The 15989-nt window shown below is 37.7% G+C and carries 14 protein-coding genes and 1 riboswitch; of the genes, 8 read left to right on the top strand and 6 right to left on the bottom strand.

The annotated features are described in order from the left end of the window. Positions 1–175: 175 nt before the first annotated feature. Positions 176–255: riboswitch (ZMP/ZTP riboswitch) on the top strand. Positions 256–309: 54 nt separating this feature from the next. From serC to DLJ74_RS02185, 7 genes are all read left to right on the top strand, one after another. Beyond that, the gene (gene serC, locus DLJ74_RS02215) at positions 310–1389 is read left to right on the top strand and encodes a 3-phosphoserine/phosphohydroxythreonine transaminase (RefSeq protein WP_109983176.1); all 1080 of its coding nucleotides are present in this window, start codon (positions 310–312) and stop codon (positions 1387–1389) included. A 274-nt stretch (positions 1390–1663) separates the two neighbouring features. After that, a complete protein-coding gene (locus DLJ74_RS02210) occupies positions 1664–3397 on the top strand; it encodes a sensor histidine kinase (RefSeq protein ID WP_109983175.1) in 1734 nt (577 codons plus the stop codon). Further along, positions 3394–4839 (top strand): response regulator transcription factor, encoded by a 1446-nt coding sequence (locus DLJ74_RS02205; RefSeq protein WP_109983174.1) that lies wholly within the window; start codon positions 3394–3396, stop codon positions 4837–4839. Before DLJ74_RS02210 ends, DLJ74_RS02205 begins: the two co-directional genes overlap by 4 nt. 105 nt (positions 4840–4944) lie before the next feature. Further along, positions 4945–6639 (top strand): extracellular solute-binding protein, encoded by a 1695-nt coding sequence (locus DLJ74_RS02200; RefSeq protein ID WP_054788313.1) that lies wholly within the window; start codon positions 4945–4947, stop codon positions 6637–6639. 75 nt (positions 6640–6714) lie between these two features. Beyond that, entirely contained in the window at positions 6715–7605 is an 891-nt protein-coding gene (locus DLJ74_RS02195) for an ABC transporter permease (RefSeq protein WP_109983173.1), read from the top strand. A 15-nt stretch (positions 7606–7620) separates the two neighbouring features. Next, positions 7621–8511: a carbohydrate ABC transporter permease gene (locus tag DLJ74_RS02190; RefSeq protein ID WP_109983172.1), complete on the top strand. Its 891-nt coding sequence runs from the start codon at positions 7621–7623 to the stop codon at positions 8509–8511. Between the two features lie 12 nt (positions 8512–8523). Beyond that, a complete protein-coding gene (locus DLJ74_RS02185; RefSeq protein WP_109983171.1) occupies positions 8524–9159 on the top strand; it encodes a YesL family protein in 636 nt (211 codons plus the stop codon). A gap of 96 nt (positions 9160–9255) precedes the next feature. On the opposite strand, the gene DLJ74_RS02180 is transcribed toward DLJ74_RS02185, so the two are convergent. Then, positions 9256–10071, bottom strand: a complete 816-nt coding sequence (locus DLJ74_RS02180; RefSeq protein WP_109983170.1) for an SDR family oxidoreductase — start codon at positions 10069–10071, stop codon at positions 9256–9258. Between the two features lie 145 nt (positions 10072–10216). On the opposite strand from DLJ74_RS02180, the gene DLJ74_RS02175 reads away from it, so the two are divergent. Beyond that, the gene (locus DLJ74_RS02175) at positions 10217–10852 is read left to right on the top strand and encodes a TetR/AcrR family transcriptional regulator (protein WP_109983169.1); all 636 of its coding nucleotides are present in this window, start codon (positions 10217–10219) and stop codon (positions 10850–10852) included. Positions 10853–10923: 71 nt separating this feature from the next. Here DLJ74_RS02175 and DLJ74_RS02170 read toward each other — a convergent pair whose 3' ends face one another. The 5 genes from DLJ74_RS02170 to DLJ74_RS02150 form a co-directional block, all read right to left on the bottom strand. After that, entirely contained in the window at positions 10924–11886 is a 963-nt protein-coding gene (locus DLJ74_RS02170; protein ID WP_109983168.1) for a sugar phosphate isomerase/epimerase family protein, read from the bottom strand. An 18-nt stretch (positions 11887–11904) separates the two neighbouring features. Further along, positions 11905–12738, bottom strand: coding sequence for a carbohydrate ABC transporter permease (locus DLJ74_RS02165; RefSeq protein WP_109983167.1), 834 nt, complete (start codon positions 12736–12738; stop codon positions 11905–11907). After that, positions 12735–13622, bottom strand: coding sequence for a carbohydrate ABC transporter permease (locus DLJ74_RS02160; RefSeq protein WP_109983166.1), 888 nt, complete (start codon positions 13620–13622; stop codon positions 12735–12737). Before DLJ74_RS02160 ends, DLJ74_RS02165 begins: the two co-directional genes overlap by 4 nt. A gap of 73 nt (positions 13623–13695) precedes the next feature. Then, entirely contained in the window at positions 13696–14955 is a 1260-nt protein-coding gene (locus DLJ74_RS02155; protein ID WP_181397412.1) for an ABC transporter substrate-binding protein, read from the bottom strand. Further along, positions 14955–15947: a Gfo/Idh/MocA family protein gene (locus DLJ74_RS02150; RefSeq protein WP_109983164.1), complete on the bottom strand. Its 993-nt coding sequence runs from the start codon at positions 15945–15947 to the stop codon at positions 14955–14957. Before DLJ74_RS02150 ends, DLJ74_RS02155 begins: the two co-directional genes overlap by 1 nt. Positions 15948–15989 lie beyond the last annotated feature (42 nt).

Here is a 15989-nt window from a genome sequence, read left to right as displayed (position 1 = left end):
TCATCCTCATGATAAAAATGTCCTCATAAATTTTATCATAGTTTGATGGGTGGAAGGAATGTATTTACATGAAACGAGTCAATATTTCGTCAAAATATCTCGAAATTGTTAACAAACTTTGCGAATTTAGGATTGAAAAGTTATCAAAATATTGTTAAAATTATCACAAAGTATGAAGGCTATGTGTAACTGGCGAGATGCGGAAAACCGTAAGGGAGCACATAGTATCGATAGCCGCTCGCCTGGGCAAGGGTAAGGAGTTATTCCTTACCTCTTTCTATTTATAATCATTTCAAGGAGTGTGGTTAGATGAAAAGAGTATATAACTTCTCTGCTGGTCCATCAATGCTACCATTAGAAGTATTAGAAAAGGCACAAGCGGAATTACCAAGCTATAACGATTCAGGTATGTCTGTGATGGAGCTTAGCCATCGTTCTGGTTTGTTCACAGAAATCATAACAGAGGCAGAAGCACTACTACGTGAATTATTGAATATTCCAAGCCATTATAAAGTATTATTTATTCAAGGTGGTGCGTCACAGCAATTCGCCATGGTGCCACTTAACCTGATGAAAAATGGCAAAGCGGATTTCGTGCATACAGGATCCTGGTCCAAAAAGGCGATGAAGGAAGCAGAAAAATACGGTAAAGTGAATGTCATTGCTTCTTCTGAAGATGATAACTTTACCTATATTCCAAATATAGATCCAACAACATTAGACCCAGATGCGGATTATGTTCACATTACAACGAATAATACGATTGAAGGAACAGCCTTCCGAGAGATTCCTGATACAGGAAAAGTCCCACTCGTTGCGGATATGTCTTCAAATATATTATCAGAAGAAATCGATGTATCGCAATTTGGTATAATTTACGCTGGGGCACAAAAAAATATTGGTCCAGCGGGATTAACGGTGGTTATAATCCGAGAAGATCTAATAGGAAATGCGAAGGACATTTGCCCAACAATGCTAGACTATAAAACACATAGTGAAAGTGGTTCTTTATATAATACACCACCAACATTTGCTATTTATATGGCAAAGCTAGTTTTCGAATGGGTGAAGGAGCTTGGTGGACTGAAAGCAATGCAAGAGCGAAATGAGAAAAAGGCAGCTATACTCTATGACTATATTAGTCAATCCGATTTTTATCAATCTCCAGTAGCAGAGGATAGTCGTTCTATTATGAACATTCCTTTTGTTATTCCGAATCACGATTTAGATGCTAAGTTTATCAAAGAGGCACAAGCAGAAGGACTAGAAACATTAAAGGGTCACCGCTCTGTTGGTGGAATGCGTGCAAGTATCTATAACGCAATGCCAGTGGAAGGTGTAGAAGCATTCGTTGCATTTATGAAAAAATTCGAAGCAGAAAATAAATGATGAACCAGTAATCCCAGAGGTAACTATCTACTTCTGGGATTCTTAATTATGGAGGGAGAAGGCCAAGATAAAAGGATAAGCCAACCACCACGTTAAGATTCATCCACGAAACAAAAATTCAGAGGGCTAGCCCGCACTTTTTCTATATTGAAAAGAACCATGTTCCGTGCTAAAGTAACAATAGCTTTTTTTATCACAGTTACTAGTGGGGAAGAAGAAACCCCACAGCTTGGTGTCTTCTTTAATGAAAACGCTTTCCTAAGAGGTGGAATAAATGAAGAGATTAAACAAATTACGCAATGATTTACAATCCTTAAGCTTGAAAAGTAGAATTGCCATTCTATTTGCCATTAGTACATTTATACCCTTAATGTTTACAGTGCTATTTTCTTATCACACGATGTCAACCATTTTAACGAATAAACTTCATACAAACTTCAACAGTAACTTACACCAAATTAGTCTTACTATCGAAAATACGATCAATGATATGAACTATGTATCGCAACAGATTGATTTCTCTGAAAATATCCAATTTCGATTAAAAACCTACCTCAAAATGGAGGATTCTCTTGAGAAAACAAGACTCTATGAAGATATTAAAAATGAATTGAATTTGATCACCTTTAGTAATCCAAATATTGGACTTTCCCTTATTTATGTAGAGAAAGAGAACAAGTACTTATTTAATAGTCACGGGGTCAAGGATGAATTTCATTTGCGCAATCAACCTTTATTTATTAAAGGATATAAAATTGATAATTTCGGTCCACATGTAAGCATGGAAAGATACAATGACAAGTATGTATTATCGACAGTAAGGCAGTTAGATATGGATTATGAAAATCATGTTTATTTATATATGGAGTCAAATTTAGATTTAACGAGAAATATAGTAGAAAAAGACAATGTCCTCAATCATACAAGCTATTTACTTCTCAACAAGCAAAATGAAGTCATTTACAGTGAGGAGCAAGAGGAATTTCCACTACAAACACCATTTTTCCGTGAAGAGCATTTGGACGAGGATGGGACACGAAACGGCTATTATTGGTTCAAACAAACAACCGATCGTGGCTGGAGTGTGGTATCCCTTATTTCTATTGCTCAGTATAAACAGGAGATTAACGAGTGGATGATCCTAATGCTCTATATGGCTATTCTATTCGTATTGGTTAGCTTAATTGTTGGGTTGTTGCTATGGAAGACTTTTTACCGACCACTTCATCAACTAAACAGTGAGATCAAGCTGATGAGTAACCATAATTTTGCCTCAGAAGTAGTTAGCACAAAAATCCCCGAATTTGTCGATTTGCTCAGTCATTTTCGTAAAATGAAAAAACAAATAACGAATTTGATCCAAGCGATTGAACAAAAGGAAAGAAACCGTGCTGATTTAGAAGTCGAGAAGCTATTGCATCAAATAAATCCACATTTTCTCATGAACACATTAGACACAGCAAGATGGTTGGCTGTAGCCGGTAACAAAGAAGAGGTGACCCATTTATTAACAGCATTAAATAAATTACTTTATTATAACATGGGGAAGCTAGGGAACTCCTCCACCTTAAATCAAGAGATTGATTCAGTGAAGCAATACCTAGAGCTCCAACAAATTAGATATGATTTTGATTATAAAATAGAGCTATTCATAGCTGATAGCTTGCTAGAATCATCCGTTCCTAGATTTATCCTACAGCCAATTGTCGAAAATTCTATCTATCATGGGTTAGAGGATGATGGTTCTATTCGAATTGCCATAACGAATGACCCTCATAATATGATGATAAAGGTGAGTGATAATGGTCGAGGAATGAGTGAGGAGGATATTCAAAGGATTTGGCAGAAGGACCAGCAGAAAGAAAAGGGAATGGGTATTGGACTACATTATGTTAAACAAATATTGGACCGGACATATGAAGGGCGTGCAAGTATCGATATTTTCAGTAGTACTAACAATGGGACAGATGTTGTGCTGACTATACCAATAGGGGAGGAATTTTCATGATCAAGGTGCTTTTAGTAGAAGATGATAAATTGGTTAGAAAAAGTCTGATCACAGCGTTCGACTGGGCTAAGTTTGATATGGAGATTGTTGGAGATAGCAAAAATGGGGAGAAGGCATTGGAATTTTTACGCGAACAAAAGGTAGATCTAATCATTACTGATTTAGCGATGCCGATAATGTCAGGTATTGAACTAATTCGTAAGGTAAAGCAATGGTATCCCTCTGTTTTTATTGTCGTATTGTCCCTCCATCAGGATTTTGAATATATTCAAGAAGCGATGCGATTAGGTGCGATTGACTATATTGCGAAGGTGGAGCTCGATACGAATAGTATGGATGAAACATTGGAAAGAATTCATAATCGTATACAGAGTGAGCAATCAAATAAAACGATACCCCCAGAATCATCAATAGGAAATGGCTGGATACTGATCAGCGAAAGTGATCTAGAAGGCTATGTCAATATGATCAAGGATACATGCAAGCAAAAGGAATTCTTCTATCTTGAAACAGATGCCTTATTTGTTCCGTCTAAGGATGAACGGTTTCTAGATAGACTGTATTCAATGAATAGGAAGGATTATTTATTAATCATTGAGCTGGATGAACAAAAAAAGTATAAGTTAGATGATTTAAGGCAATGGCTACAACGACATAAGGATCGTTTGCTTTTCTATGAAACTATATCAGACCAGTCAATTACATGTATACCGTTGGAAAAAGTGAGGATGCAGGAGTACAACAAAGAAGAAAAGCAACGACAAATAGAGCAACTAATTCATGATACTAAAGCAATGCAATGGGTGTTTCACGAGGAAGTGCTAGCTAGCATTCTATCAAGACTTCAACATTTACGACTTACAAGTCACAAGTTGAATGAATTGCTCATGATCGGATTAGGGGAATGCCGAAAAATATATTCTCTTCTGACGATGAAGCCATTAGAATTACCAGAGTACTTCTCTTACTGGGTAGAGGTGGAAGAATGGTTTAATGAAGCACAGGATAGTATGTTTCGTGCAATGTATAGGCCATCCGTCTCAAAGGAAACAACCGCAAGTATATTAGAGGCTGTTTCGATCATTCATGAGCAACTTTCTACTAATCTAACGGCAGCAGATGTCGCAGAAAAGGTTCATATGAGCAGAAGTTATTTTAGTGTCTGTTTTAAGCAAGTGATGGGGGAAACTTTTCATGAATATGTAAGATTAGCACGGACGAAGCAGGCAATGGATTATTTCATGCATACTAATGAGAAGGTTGCCACAGTCGCTGAAAAAGTAGGCTATACCGATGTCAAATATTTTAGCAAAGTATTCAAAAAATCAACCGGTTTCCTACCAAGTGCTTATCGAAAAAAATACGCAGGAGGAAATTTGTTTGATAAACAGGAGACGATTGTTTCGGAATTAAACACAAAAAAGGACATCGATGAAGAATAGAACAATTACCCCCTATAATCTCGGAACATTTCACTGATTGAATACGCTTACAAAAATGCTACGATATAGATGTGAAAATAAAAAGGTTAGAAAGGGGATGGCAAGATGAGGAGAAAGTTCTTAGGTGTTTTCATTATTTTTCTTTCATTATTCTTAGTAGCATGCACCGGTGACTCCAAGGAAAGTAGCAGTGAAGAAGGGTCTGGAGAGCAGCCAGGAACAACTGGAGATATGGATCCATTTGGTAAATATGAAGAGCCGATTACCATAGCGATTGGACAGGAGGTAGATCCAACAGACACCAGCTTACAGGATGGGGACACACCATTAGATAATCAGTATACACGTCATGTAAAGGAGCATTTAAATATTGATGTGGAACATGCCTTTACAGCATCTCCTGCCAATTACGATCAAAAGGTAAGCTTGGCCATTGCAAGTAATGATTTGCCTGATGCGATGGTAGTTGGGCCAGTAGAGCTTAGGCAAATGGTAGAGGCTGATCAGATAGCAGATTTAACAAAGGTTTATGAAAATTATGCTTCACCTGCAATTAAGGAAATCATTGATAGCTCGGAAGGGGTAGCATTGGAGAATGCCACTTTTGATGGGAAAATCATGGCAATACCAAATTCACAGGCTGGTGCAGATGGTGTTCATAACCTGTGGATAAGAAAGGATTGGTTGGATAAGCTCGGATTAGAACCGCCAAAGACCGTCGAGGATCTTAAGGCAGTGGCCAAAGCTTTTGTCGAACAAGATCCAGATGGGAATGGAAGTGATGACACGATTGGGTTAGCGGGACCGGATACGAGCAATAAGCTCTATGCCAATTTTCTAGAATCAACGAACAATTTATACGGTTTTGACGGCATCTTCTCTGCATTACACGCCTATCCAGGTTACTGGATAGAAGGAGATGATGGGCAACCTGTTTATGGTTCGATATTACCGGAAACAAAGGAAGCTCTTGCTGTTCTACGGGATATGTATAGTGAAGGATTGATTGACCCGGAAATGGGCGTGCGTGAGGATTCAGGTGAATCGATTATTAGTGGGAATACTGGAATGTTTTTCGGTCCGTTTTGGATGCCATATGGTCCACTTACGGATGCTATTACCAATAATCCAGACGCTAATTGGCAGTCCTATGCCCTACCATTGGATGCAAATGGGGAATATACTCCTCACTTAAGCACAACAACAACACAATATGTCGTCGTGCGAAAAGGATATGAGCATCCAGAAGCAGCGATGAAAATATTAAATAATTTGTTGGCACATGAATCAGAATTTGACCCAAGTATTGGAGGGCCAGGCTATTATCCACTACGGCTAGTTTATGCACCAGCAGATGAAATGGAGGTTACTACCATTGCGCTAAGAGAAGTGTTGGCCGGAACGAAGGAACCTGAGGATTATTACAATATGCCGGCATATAAACTATTAAAATCAGATGTGGATCAGATCCATGAGGTGAAGCTAGAGCCGTACGATAATACGGATATTCAATATTGGGATCCTGATGCGAATTTGGGGTATTGGACTAGAGCCTATTCGGCTTTAGTAGGGACAGCACCACTAGTGGACACAGAAATAAAAGGAGTAAAGAGCTTAATTTATTCCCAAACAAAAACAATGGAAGATCGTTGGGTGAACCTGAAAAAGCTCGAAGAAGAAACCTTTATGAAAATTATTATTGGTACAGAACCGCTAGATGCGTTTGATCAGTTTGTGGAAAATTGGAAGAGTCAAGGCGGTGAGCAAATTACCGACGAAGTAGCCGAAATTGCGCAGTAAATAATAGAGAAGGCGTCGAAGCTAATCGACGCCTTAACTGATATCTATATCTAAAAGTTTTTAGGAGTGTGGGTGATGAAGACAAAAGGATTTGCGAAGCATTACTATATGATGATGGCTCCTGGGCTCTTATGGTTAGTGTTATTTAGTATTGTTCCGATGTTTGGAATTGTGATTGCCTTCCAGGATTTTAACCCGGGCAAGGGGATTCTTGGATCAGAATTTATTGGACTCGAAACCTTTAAATACATGTTCACACTTAGTGATACACTAAATGTTTTTTATAATACGATAATCATTGCCATCATGAAAATTATTGGAAACTTAATTGTGCCATTAGTGTTTGCGTTAATGCTTAATGAGATACGCTATATCGGCTTAAAGCGGTCGATTCAGACAATTGTCTATCTACCGCATTTTCTCTCCTGGGTTATTTTAGGTGGTGTGCTGCTAGATATATTTGCCTATCAGGGGCCGATTAACCAGCTCCTTGGTATATTTGGTGTCGAACCAATTCTGTTTTTTGCCCAAGCAGATCTCTTTCCTTTTCTAGTAGTAGGAAGTGATGTGTGGAAGGAATTCGGCTTTAATACAATAATTTATCTAGCTGCACTAACTGGAATTAATCCTGCCCTGTATGAGGCAGCAGGAATTGATGGGGCTTCTAGATTTAGAATGCTCTGGCATGTCACCTTACCTGGCATACGAACCACTGCTGTTTTACTAGCTGTATTAAGTCTAGGAAATGTGCTAAATGCAGGATTTGATCAGATATTTAACCTTTATAATCCACTCGTCTATTCGACGGGAGATATTATTGATACATGGGTGTATCGTGCTGGATTATTAAATTTACAATATGAATTAGCGACAGCTGTAGGGCTACTAAAATCTGTGGCAGGCTTTATTTTAATCAGTCTTTCCTATTTCTTAGCCTATAAGTTTACCAATTATCGAATCTTTTAAAGGAGGGATAAGCATATGTTGCGGAGTAAATCATTATCTTCCAAAATGACAGATGCTATTTTAATAGCGATCCTAGTGATCGTTGCGATCACATGTATTTTGCCACTTTGGTATACATTATCCCTGTCACTTAGCTCAAAGACAGCTGCTGCTGCAGGAGCCGTGGCCCTGTGGCCGGTGGATTTTAATTTTGATTCCTATAAACAATTATTGCAGGATAGTCAATTTTTTAAGTCTTTTTGGATCTCGGTACAACGGGTAGTGCTTGGCGCAGGATTGAATTTCATTATTGTACCATTAATGGCTTATCCTTTATCGAAAACAGTAAAGGATTTTAGAGGTAGAAATGTGTTGATGTGGACCGTTATTTTTACGATGCTGTTTAATGGAGGGCTCATTCCACTATATATTACGATTCAGGAATATAATTTAATGAATAGTATTTGGGCATTGGTGTTAGTAGGGGGAGCACAAACGATTGTTTTTAATATTATTTTAACCATTAACTTCTTCAGAAATTTACCTAAATCATTAGAAGAAGCGGCATTAGTGGATGGGGCAGGTCCTTGGTATATTTTGTTTAAACTGTTTATCCCTTTGTCGATTCCGGTTTTGGCAACAGTTTCGCTATTTAGTATTGTGTATCACTGGAATGAATTTCTGTACGGGTTAATTTTTATGACAAGAGAGGAGTTTTACCCATTACAAACTTATATTCAACAATTAGTTGTTTCGGTTGATCCTTCTACGATGACAGAGGATCAATATAAGCGAATGAGTGAGTTATCGAATCGAACATTAGATGCTGCAAAAATATTTATTGCGATGATACCAGTACTAGTCGTCTATCCATTCTTGCAGCGTTATTTTATACATGGAATTACGTTAGGATCGGTGAAAGAGTAGGAGGGAATCTTATTGGAATCAAGTGGCATGGAAAGAATATATCGTTTAGCGGATTTTATTATGAAGCTCGCTTATTTGAATCTACTAGCCATTTTTTATACTGTCATAGGGCTATTTATCTTTGGCTTTTTTCCAGCATTAACCGCTTTATTTTATATTGTTCGAAAATGGCTAACAGGCTATAGTGACATACCCATTACAAAAAATTTCTGGTTTGCCTATAAGAAAGAGTTTGTCAGAAGTAATGTGATTGGAGCTATTCTGTTTTTATCTGGTTTGCTTCTTTTTATTAATCTTTCGATCGCAGAAGTAGTAAACGAGCCAATCATTCGTTTTAGCTATTATATCCTATTGCTTGTTACGATCTTATTTGCTTGTATGTGTCTTTACGTTTTTCCGGTATATGTACATTTTAATGGGAGTATGGTTCAAATGTTTAAAAATGCATTTTTATTCCTATTTGTTCAGCCGATCCATACGGTGTGTATGGTGGCAGGGGTTATTATTCTATATTTTATGCTTAGGTTTGTTCCAGGGTTGATTCCTTTCTTCAGTATGAGCATCTTTGCATTTATTGTGATGTTTTTTAGTTTGAGAAAGTTTGAAAGGATAGTACGAGTAGCAGATTCCGAGGTTACACAAGCTTAAGCTCACCTTATGAAAGCGCAGAATAATGGGCTCATTGTGTGAAACGTTCTTAGCACACAATGAGCCGAAAGAGAAACCTCCTATTTTAATCTTCTCTCAATATGCAAATTGTTTTCGAATAAAGTCAATAAACTCTATATCCTGTTTGCTTTTTCTTTTTTCAAGCATGAATTGTGCATCGTCTCCTAATGCATAGCGGAACTGATCTGAAGTGTCATTAGCTACACGGTATATGCCATCTGCGATATCGTCAGCTTTTGAAGCATAATTTTCGAAGCTTTCCAGCTGTTTACTTAGTACTATTTCCTGATACTCCTGATAATCATTCTTATAATCATGTTGCAATGTTACTAAAGATCGTCCAGTAAAATCTGTATCAACATTACCGGGTTCTATCATTTTTATTTTGATATTATGTTGTGAGAGCTCATATTGTAAGGATTCTGCAAAACCTTCAAGGGACCATTTGGTAGCATGATAAAGACTTAGAAGTGGAAAACTAATTTGCCCAGCAATTGAGGAAACATTGATGATTAATCCATTGCGATTTTGTTTGAAATGAGGAAGAATCGCTTTAATGGTATTCATGACTCCGAAAACATTCACTTGAAATTGATGATAAATTTGCTCCTCTGTTGAGAATTCAAAAGGCCCAAATACAGCATATCCCGCATTGTTTAAAACTACATCGATCGAGGAAAATTCACTGATGCCTTGAGCAATTGCATGATGAATCGTTTCAGGAATGGTAACATCTAATTTTGTTACAAGGACATTTTCTTCCTGTGTCAGCTCTTTCTCCTTTTCAGGATTTCGCATTGTCGCAATCACATTCCATCCTTTTTCTGCAAAATATTTAGCAGTAGCCTTTCCTATACCAGATGAAGAACCAGTTATTAAGATTGTTTTCATTTAACTCTCCTCCTTTGTTATTTCCTATCCAGTATAAAATATATATTGAACAAAGTAAACTAAAATAGTTATACTAGTTTATTTAGTTTACATTTCTTTTTGCTAAGGTATAATGAAAATAGAACAAACGAAAGGGTTTTTCTAGATGAGAAAAAGTAGTAACTCGGATCAATTAATTGAAAAATTAAAACCAGTCATACGGAAAACTCCATATAGCCAATTAACAACAGATACCATTGCAAAGTATATGGACGTTAGTAAAGCAACATTATATAAACACTTCACTTCTAGGGATGAAATTATCGAAAAAGTTGTTGTATATTATATGGACTATATTGCTGAAGAAGAGGAGGGGAATAACTCAAATGAATATGAATATATAGAAAAATTCCAAAAAATATTTGACCATTCGTTAAAAGGAGTAATTTTCGTAACAGATATATTTTTAGAGGATCTTCATGACAATTATCATTACCTCTACGAAAGGTGGCAGACAGCCATACAGAAGCGGTATACAAAACTATCGTCATTCTTCGAGAGCGGTATAGAGAAAGGAATCTTTAATAATATCAACCCTATTCTGTTCATGATTCAAGACGATAGTGTATTAAGAAAAATGTTTGAACCATCCTTTTCGGTTAGATATAATGTGACTCTGAAACAGGCAATTTTGGACTATTATCAAATGAAAAAATTTCAACTAATAGCTCCTGAATGGCTGGGTATAGCGGATGATGATCTTATTATAAAAGAGGTAGAGTTTGTTTTAAAAAAGCTATAATAAATAAAGACGATCTACAGTAACGATAAGTTCTGTAGGTCGTCTAAATCTGTTCTACTTCAGCTTGCTATTTAAGCCCACCACAATTCCTTCGCACCTTCATCAATCAGCATATCCTTAAGAAATACAACTGCCTTGGAGAAGCCCTCATCGATGCTCATCAGCCCATCCTCATGTTCAATACTAATAGCGCCATCATATCCAATAACCTGTAGGGCACTAATAATATCACGCCATACTTGCTCATCATGTCCATAACCTACGGTGCGGAAGACCCATGAACGATTGGCAATATCCTTATAGCTTTTCGTATCAAGCACTCCATTTAGTTCTGTGTTCCGTGGCTCGATCTGGGTATCCTTTGCATGAAAGTGGTAAAGCGCGTCTCCTATTTGTTTAATGCTTTGAGCAGGATTCATTCCTTGCCAGAAGTAATGACTAGGATCAAAATTCACCCCAATTTGGCCTCCACACTCTTTTCGCAACCTTATCGCTGTTTCATTATTATAGACAACAAAACCTGGATGTGGTTCAATCGCCACTCGCACATGATGTTGCTTCAATAATTCATTTTGCTCCTTCCAGTAAGGAATCACCTTTTCTCTCCATTGCCATTCCACTACATTTGAAAAATCTGTCGGCCAAGGACAGGTGATCCATACGGGATTCTTAGAATGCTCGGATTCACCAGGGCAGCCGGAAAACGTAACAACCGTATCGATATTTAATTTATTCGCCAGCTTGACTGTCGCGACAAATTTATCATGGAAGTCTTTCGCCACCTCCTTGTTAGGGTGTAAAGGATTCCCATGACAGCTTAATGCACTAATCTTTATATTCCGTTTCTCAAAAGCTTGCTTGAATGCTTCGAGCTTTTTATTATCTGCTAATAATTCGATTGGTTTGCAGTGTGCATCCCCAACAAATCCACCAGAACCAATCTCTACTGTATCAATCCCTTTTGCTTTTACATGGTCTAGCATTTCTTCTAAATTCATCTCTGAAAATAGTACGGTAAAAACACCTAGTTTCATCGTATAACCTCCATTGTGCTATTTTTCTGACCCTGCAGTGATCCCACTGACAATGTGCTTTTGGAATAATAGAAAGATAATGATAATGGGTGCTGCTGCAATAGTAGAAACAGCCATTAAGTTATCCCACTGTGTTCCGTATTGACCGATGAATTTCTGTATCCCCATTGTAAGTGGTCGTACCGCTTCATCTGTCGCAAGTGTTAAGGCAAAAATTAAATCTCCCCAAGCGAATAAAAAACTAAATGTACAAACTGTTAGAATAATAGGCTTTGTTAGTGGTAGGATAATTCTGACAAAGGCAGTAAATGTATTACAACCATCAATGACTGCCGCTTCCTCTAACCCCTTTGGAATCGCTAGAAAAAATGGCCGCATGATCACAATGGCGAATGGCAATGCTGTTGTCGTATTTCCGACAATTAATGCTAAATAACTGTTCACTAAATCAAATTTGCTAAACATAATGTAAAGCGGCATTGCCATCATAATACCTGGTATCATTTGTGTCACGAGTAAGATTAAGAGAAAGCCATTCGCCCAAGCTAGTCTAAATCGAGCTAATGCGTACGCACATGGTAATGCTAATATAAGGGTAAAGATTGCTGTTCCGGCAGCAATGATAAAAGAATTTCGAATATATGGTAATAGACTTTGATCTTTAATTAGATTATCGATGTAGGCATCGAATTTGATTGTTTCAGGAAGAATCATCGGTGGTGATGCGAATACATCTTGGATCGGTTTTATTGAAGTGGTGATCATCCAATAAATAGGGAAAAGGAAAGCTGCTGTAATAACAATTGCACAAACAAGTAACAAATATTGCTTTACACTGTACTTATTTTTCATTGTGCTTCCTCCTTTTTAATCAAGTAAAGATAAATGGAAGCAATCAATAATAAAATGATCAGAATGACTGTTGCTATAACGCCACTTTCACCAAAGCTAAAGTTTACAAATGCTAGTTCATAGCCATAGAATGGTAAAACAGTAGTAGCGTTAACCGGCCCACCACCAGTCATAATTAAAATCAGATCAAACACTTTAAATGTATAAATAATCCCCAAAACTAAAATGACTAATAATTGTGGTCTTAGCAATGGTAGTGTGATATGCCAAAATGTTTGGATTCGTTTCGCTCCATCAACCTTTGCCGCTTCATACACATCCTTTGGTAAGGATTGCATGGCAGCTAAGATTAGAATCATATTAAAAGGAATTCCTATCCAAATATTGGTAATAATGACGGCAACTAAGGCTGTATTTTTTTGCCCTAGCCAGTTAATCGGGTTATCAACAATATTTAAAGAAGTAAGGATATAGTTAAATACCCCGTAGTCGACGTCGAATAGCCATGTAAAAAGAGAGCCTGTAATTACTAATGGGGTCATCCATGCCAACAGCATAATCGAACGGAAAAAGTTCCGAAAAGGAAAATCTTGATTAAGAAAAACAGCAAGTAAATAACCGATCACTACTTGGAACACAATACAGGTGAAGGTATAAATCAACGTGTTTTTTAATGCGATTCCAAATTTGTCTGTTTGCAGGATGTTGACATAATTGTCCAGTCCAACAAACTCTGCTCCTGTTTGTAAATTCATCAGTGTTAGATTTTGGAAGCTGACAAAAATGTTATATATAATAGGATAGATCATAAAGGTTAACACAAAGACTAGGGCTGGTAGTAGGAACAGGTATTTAGGTGCCTTATTACGTAAGTGCCCGTACATGTCTAAAACCTCCTATATTCAAAAGAGGGAGCTTCACCCCTCTCTTATTACAAGTTAGAAATGAATAATGTTATCATTCTGGAAGTAATGCCTTGATCTCCTCTGCTGTACTTTCCATGATGGTATCCACCTCTTCACCAGTCATTGCACGTTGGATAGCTTCTTGTATATGGGTAGAAATCTCAGGATAATTGGTACCATAGGCTCTTGGCTTTGCCGTTTCTAATTGCTCCATAAACACTTTGACATGCTCATCCTTTGCCCACACATATTGCTCGTCTTTGGCAACATCTGCTCGACTAGGAAGTCTTCCCCCTAATTCATGCATCGGACCTAGTATCTCAGGCTTTTGTGTCCATTTAATAAACTCCCAAGCTTCATCCTGTACTTCAGAATTAGCGGTAATCGCCCAATTTTCTCCTCCAAGGATAGATGCAGTCCCAGCTTCTCCAGCAGGCATGAGGAAAACCCCCCATTCTAAGTCTGGTGAATCCTCCTCGAGCATTGGAATTTGCCAGGGTCCATTTTCCATCATGGCAGCTTTTTCTGTTTGGAATTGAACGAGTACATCGGATTGATCCCAGTTGATCATATTAGAGGAGATGATGCCATCCTCAACCATCCCTTGTATATAACTCAGCGCACTTTTAGCCTCTTCACTTCCAAAACTGTCTAAATCCGCACCAGATTGCCATAAATAAGGTAAAAATTGAAAGGTTCCTTCTTCACTTTTTACACCAGACATCGCAAATCCTTTTATATCTCCATTTGTTAGTTTGTCGGCTGTAGCTCGAAATTCTTCCCAGGTTGTCGGAACCTCTTCAATCCCGGCCTCTTCAAACATGGTTTTGTTATAATAAATTGCCAGTGCGTTACTATTGTTTGGAATGCCATAATATTTATCATCTAACATGGCAGAAGCCATTGGACCTTCAAAGTATTGATCTGCTTCACCCCATTCTTCTACTTTACTCGTTATATCTGCGAAGACACCTGCTTGAGCAAATGATTGGTGATCAGGGTTGTCAATCACAACGATATCTGGTAAATCTCCAGCTCCTAATCCTTGTAGTAATTTTGTTTTTAAATCGGCAAATGGCATGTACGTTCTTTCGAAGGTGATATTTGGATTTTCTTCTTCATATTTCTCGATCAATGCTTCTTGTTCTCTTGCACTAGATGAACCAGGCTCTAAGTAATCCCAGATTTTTATCGTTACTTGTTCCCCATTTCCTGTTCCTTCCTCATTTCCGGTTTCATTTGAATCACCGGAGCAAGCTACTAAGACAAACATCATCAGACCGACAAGTGAAAAGAATACCCAATTTTTCATCATACTTCCTCCTTAAGATTTACTTCTCTCCCGTTTTTAATGGATTCAAGTGAAGCACTTACCATTTGAAAGCTATGAATATTATCGGTTATGTCTGTAAGTGGTTTTCTGTTTTCGTCTAATGCATTGACCATTTCCGTAATGGAATAAGCCCTGTCGACAACGGGCATGTTTGGAATTGGCAATTCTTTCATGTTATCTTTTTGTATTCGTACTGGTTTGTCATCGATAAGGGCAATAATTCCTTTCTCTCCGTACAGCTTAAAATCCCCATTCCAAGACGTTTCTGGTCCACTTGTTACCCAACTAGCAAAATAATTAATAAGCACATCTTCAAACGTCATAGTGATACTAACGGTTGGTTTCCCATGGAACCAACTCCATGTTGGACGAATGCTTTTGGCATAAACCGTTGTGGCATTTTTTTCTAATAGGTAACGCATTAAGTCAAAATGATGAATGCTCATATCCTCTACGATGATTTCTTCGTAATGATCACGCCAACCACCGAATTTTGTAGCCCTTTGGAAGTTCCATTCCACGTATTCAATTTTTCCTACAAGATCCTCGGTTACTGCCTTCTTGATTGCTTGTATTTCTGGTCGGTAACGATAGTTTTGGCTGATCATGACAGAGGTGTCATACTTTACTGCCATCTTTGTCAGCGCGATAGCATCTTCCTTTGTATGTGCGATTGGTTTTTCCATAAATACATGAAGTCCGTTTTCTAAAGCGGAGATCGCAATCTTTTTGTGTGTCTGTGGAGGTGTTATAATGACAGCTATGTCTGCATCTACTTCTTTAAAAGCTTGCTCATAATCGGAAAAAAGTTGAATAGAAGAATCCTTTAATAGCTCTTTTGCTTTTTGTTGATTGGTCTCATCGACATCTACTACTGCGACAACCTGAACTTGCTTGTGTTGATCTAAGATTTCTAACCAAGATAATCCAAACCCTCCTGTCCCAATTTGAATGATTTTCTTTTGTCCCATACGAACCACCTACTTTTGTCGGAATTTTCACATAATTGATGA

The sequence above is a fragment of the Gracilibacillus dipsosauri genome (assembly GCF_003176895.1).
GTDB lineage: Bacteria > Bacillota > Bacilli > Bacillales > Amphibacillaceae > Gracilibacillus > Gracilibacillus dipsosauri.
The sequence above is the reverse complement of the archived record's forward strand: the minus strand, read 5'-3'. Positions and strand labels throughout refer to the sequence as shown.

What these genes read in the sequence shown, in the direction of transcription:
- serC (WP_109983176.1), top strand. Translation starts at nt 310, where the DNA reads ATGAAAAGAGTATATAACTTCTCTGCTGGTCCATCAATGCTACCATTA.
- DLJ74_RS02210 (WP_109983175.1), top strand. Translation starts at nt 1,664, where the DNA reads ATGAAGAGATTAAACAAATTACGCAATGATTTACAATCCTTAAGCTTG.
- DLJ74_RS02205 (WP_109983174.1), top strand. Translation starts at nt 3,394, where the DNA reads ATGATCAAGGTGCTTTTAGTAGAAGATGATAAATTGGTTAGAAAAAGT.
- DLJ74_RS02200 (WP_054788313.1), top strand. Translation starts at nt 4,945, where the DNA reads ATGAGGAGAAAGTTCTTAGGTGTTTTCATTATTTTTCTTTCATTATTC.
- DLJ74_RS02195 (WP_109983173.1), top strand. Translation starts at nt 6,715, where the DNA reads ATGAAGACAAAAGGATTTGCGAAGCATTACTATATGATGATGGCTCCT.
- DLJ74_RS02190 (WP_109983172.1), top strand. Translation starts at nt 7,621, where the DNA reads ATGTTGCGGAGTAAATCATTATCTTCCAAAATGACAGATGCTATTTTA.
- DLJ74_RS02180 (WP_109983170.1), bottom strand. Translation starts at nt 10,071, where the DNA reads ATGAAAACAATCTTAATAACTGGTTCTTCATCTGGTATAGGAAAGGCT.
- DLJ74_RS02175 (WP_109983169.1), top strand. Translation starts at nt 10,217, where the DNA reads ATGAGAAAAAGTAGTAACTCGGATCAATTAATTGAAAAATTAAAACCA.
- DLJ74_RS02170 (WP_109983168.1), bottom strand. Translation starts at nt 11,886, where the DNA reads ATGAAACTAGGTGTTTTTACCGTACTATTTTCAGAGATGAATTTAGAA.
- DLJ74_RS02165 (WP_109983167.1), bottom strand. Translation starts at nt 12,738, where the DNA reads ATGAAAAATAAGTACAGTGTAAAGCAATATTTGTTACTTGTTTGTGCA.
- DLJ74_RS02160 (WP_109983166.1), bottom strand. Translation starts at nt 13,622, where the DNA reads ATGTACGGGCACTTACGTAATAAGGCACCTAAATACCTGTTCCTACTA.
- DLJ74_RS02155 (WP_181397412.1), bottom strand. Translation starts at nt 14,955, where the DNA reads ATGAAAAATTGGGTATTCTTTTCACTTGTCGGTCTGATGATGTTTGTC.
- DLJ74_RS02150 (WP_109983164.1), bottom strand. Translation starts at nt 15,947, where the DNA reads ATGGGACAAAAGAAAATCATTCAAATTGGGACAGGAGGGTTTGGATTA.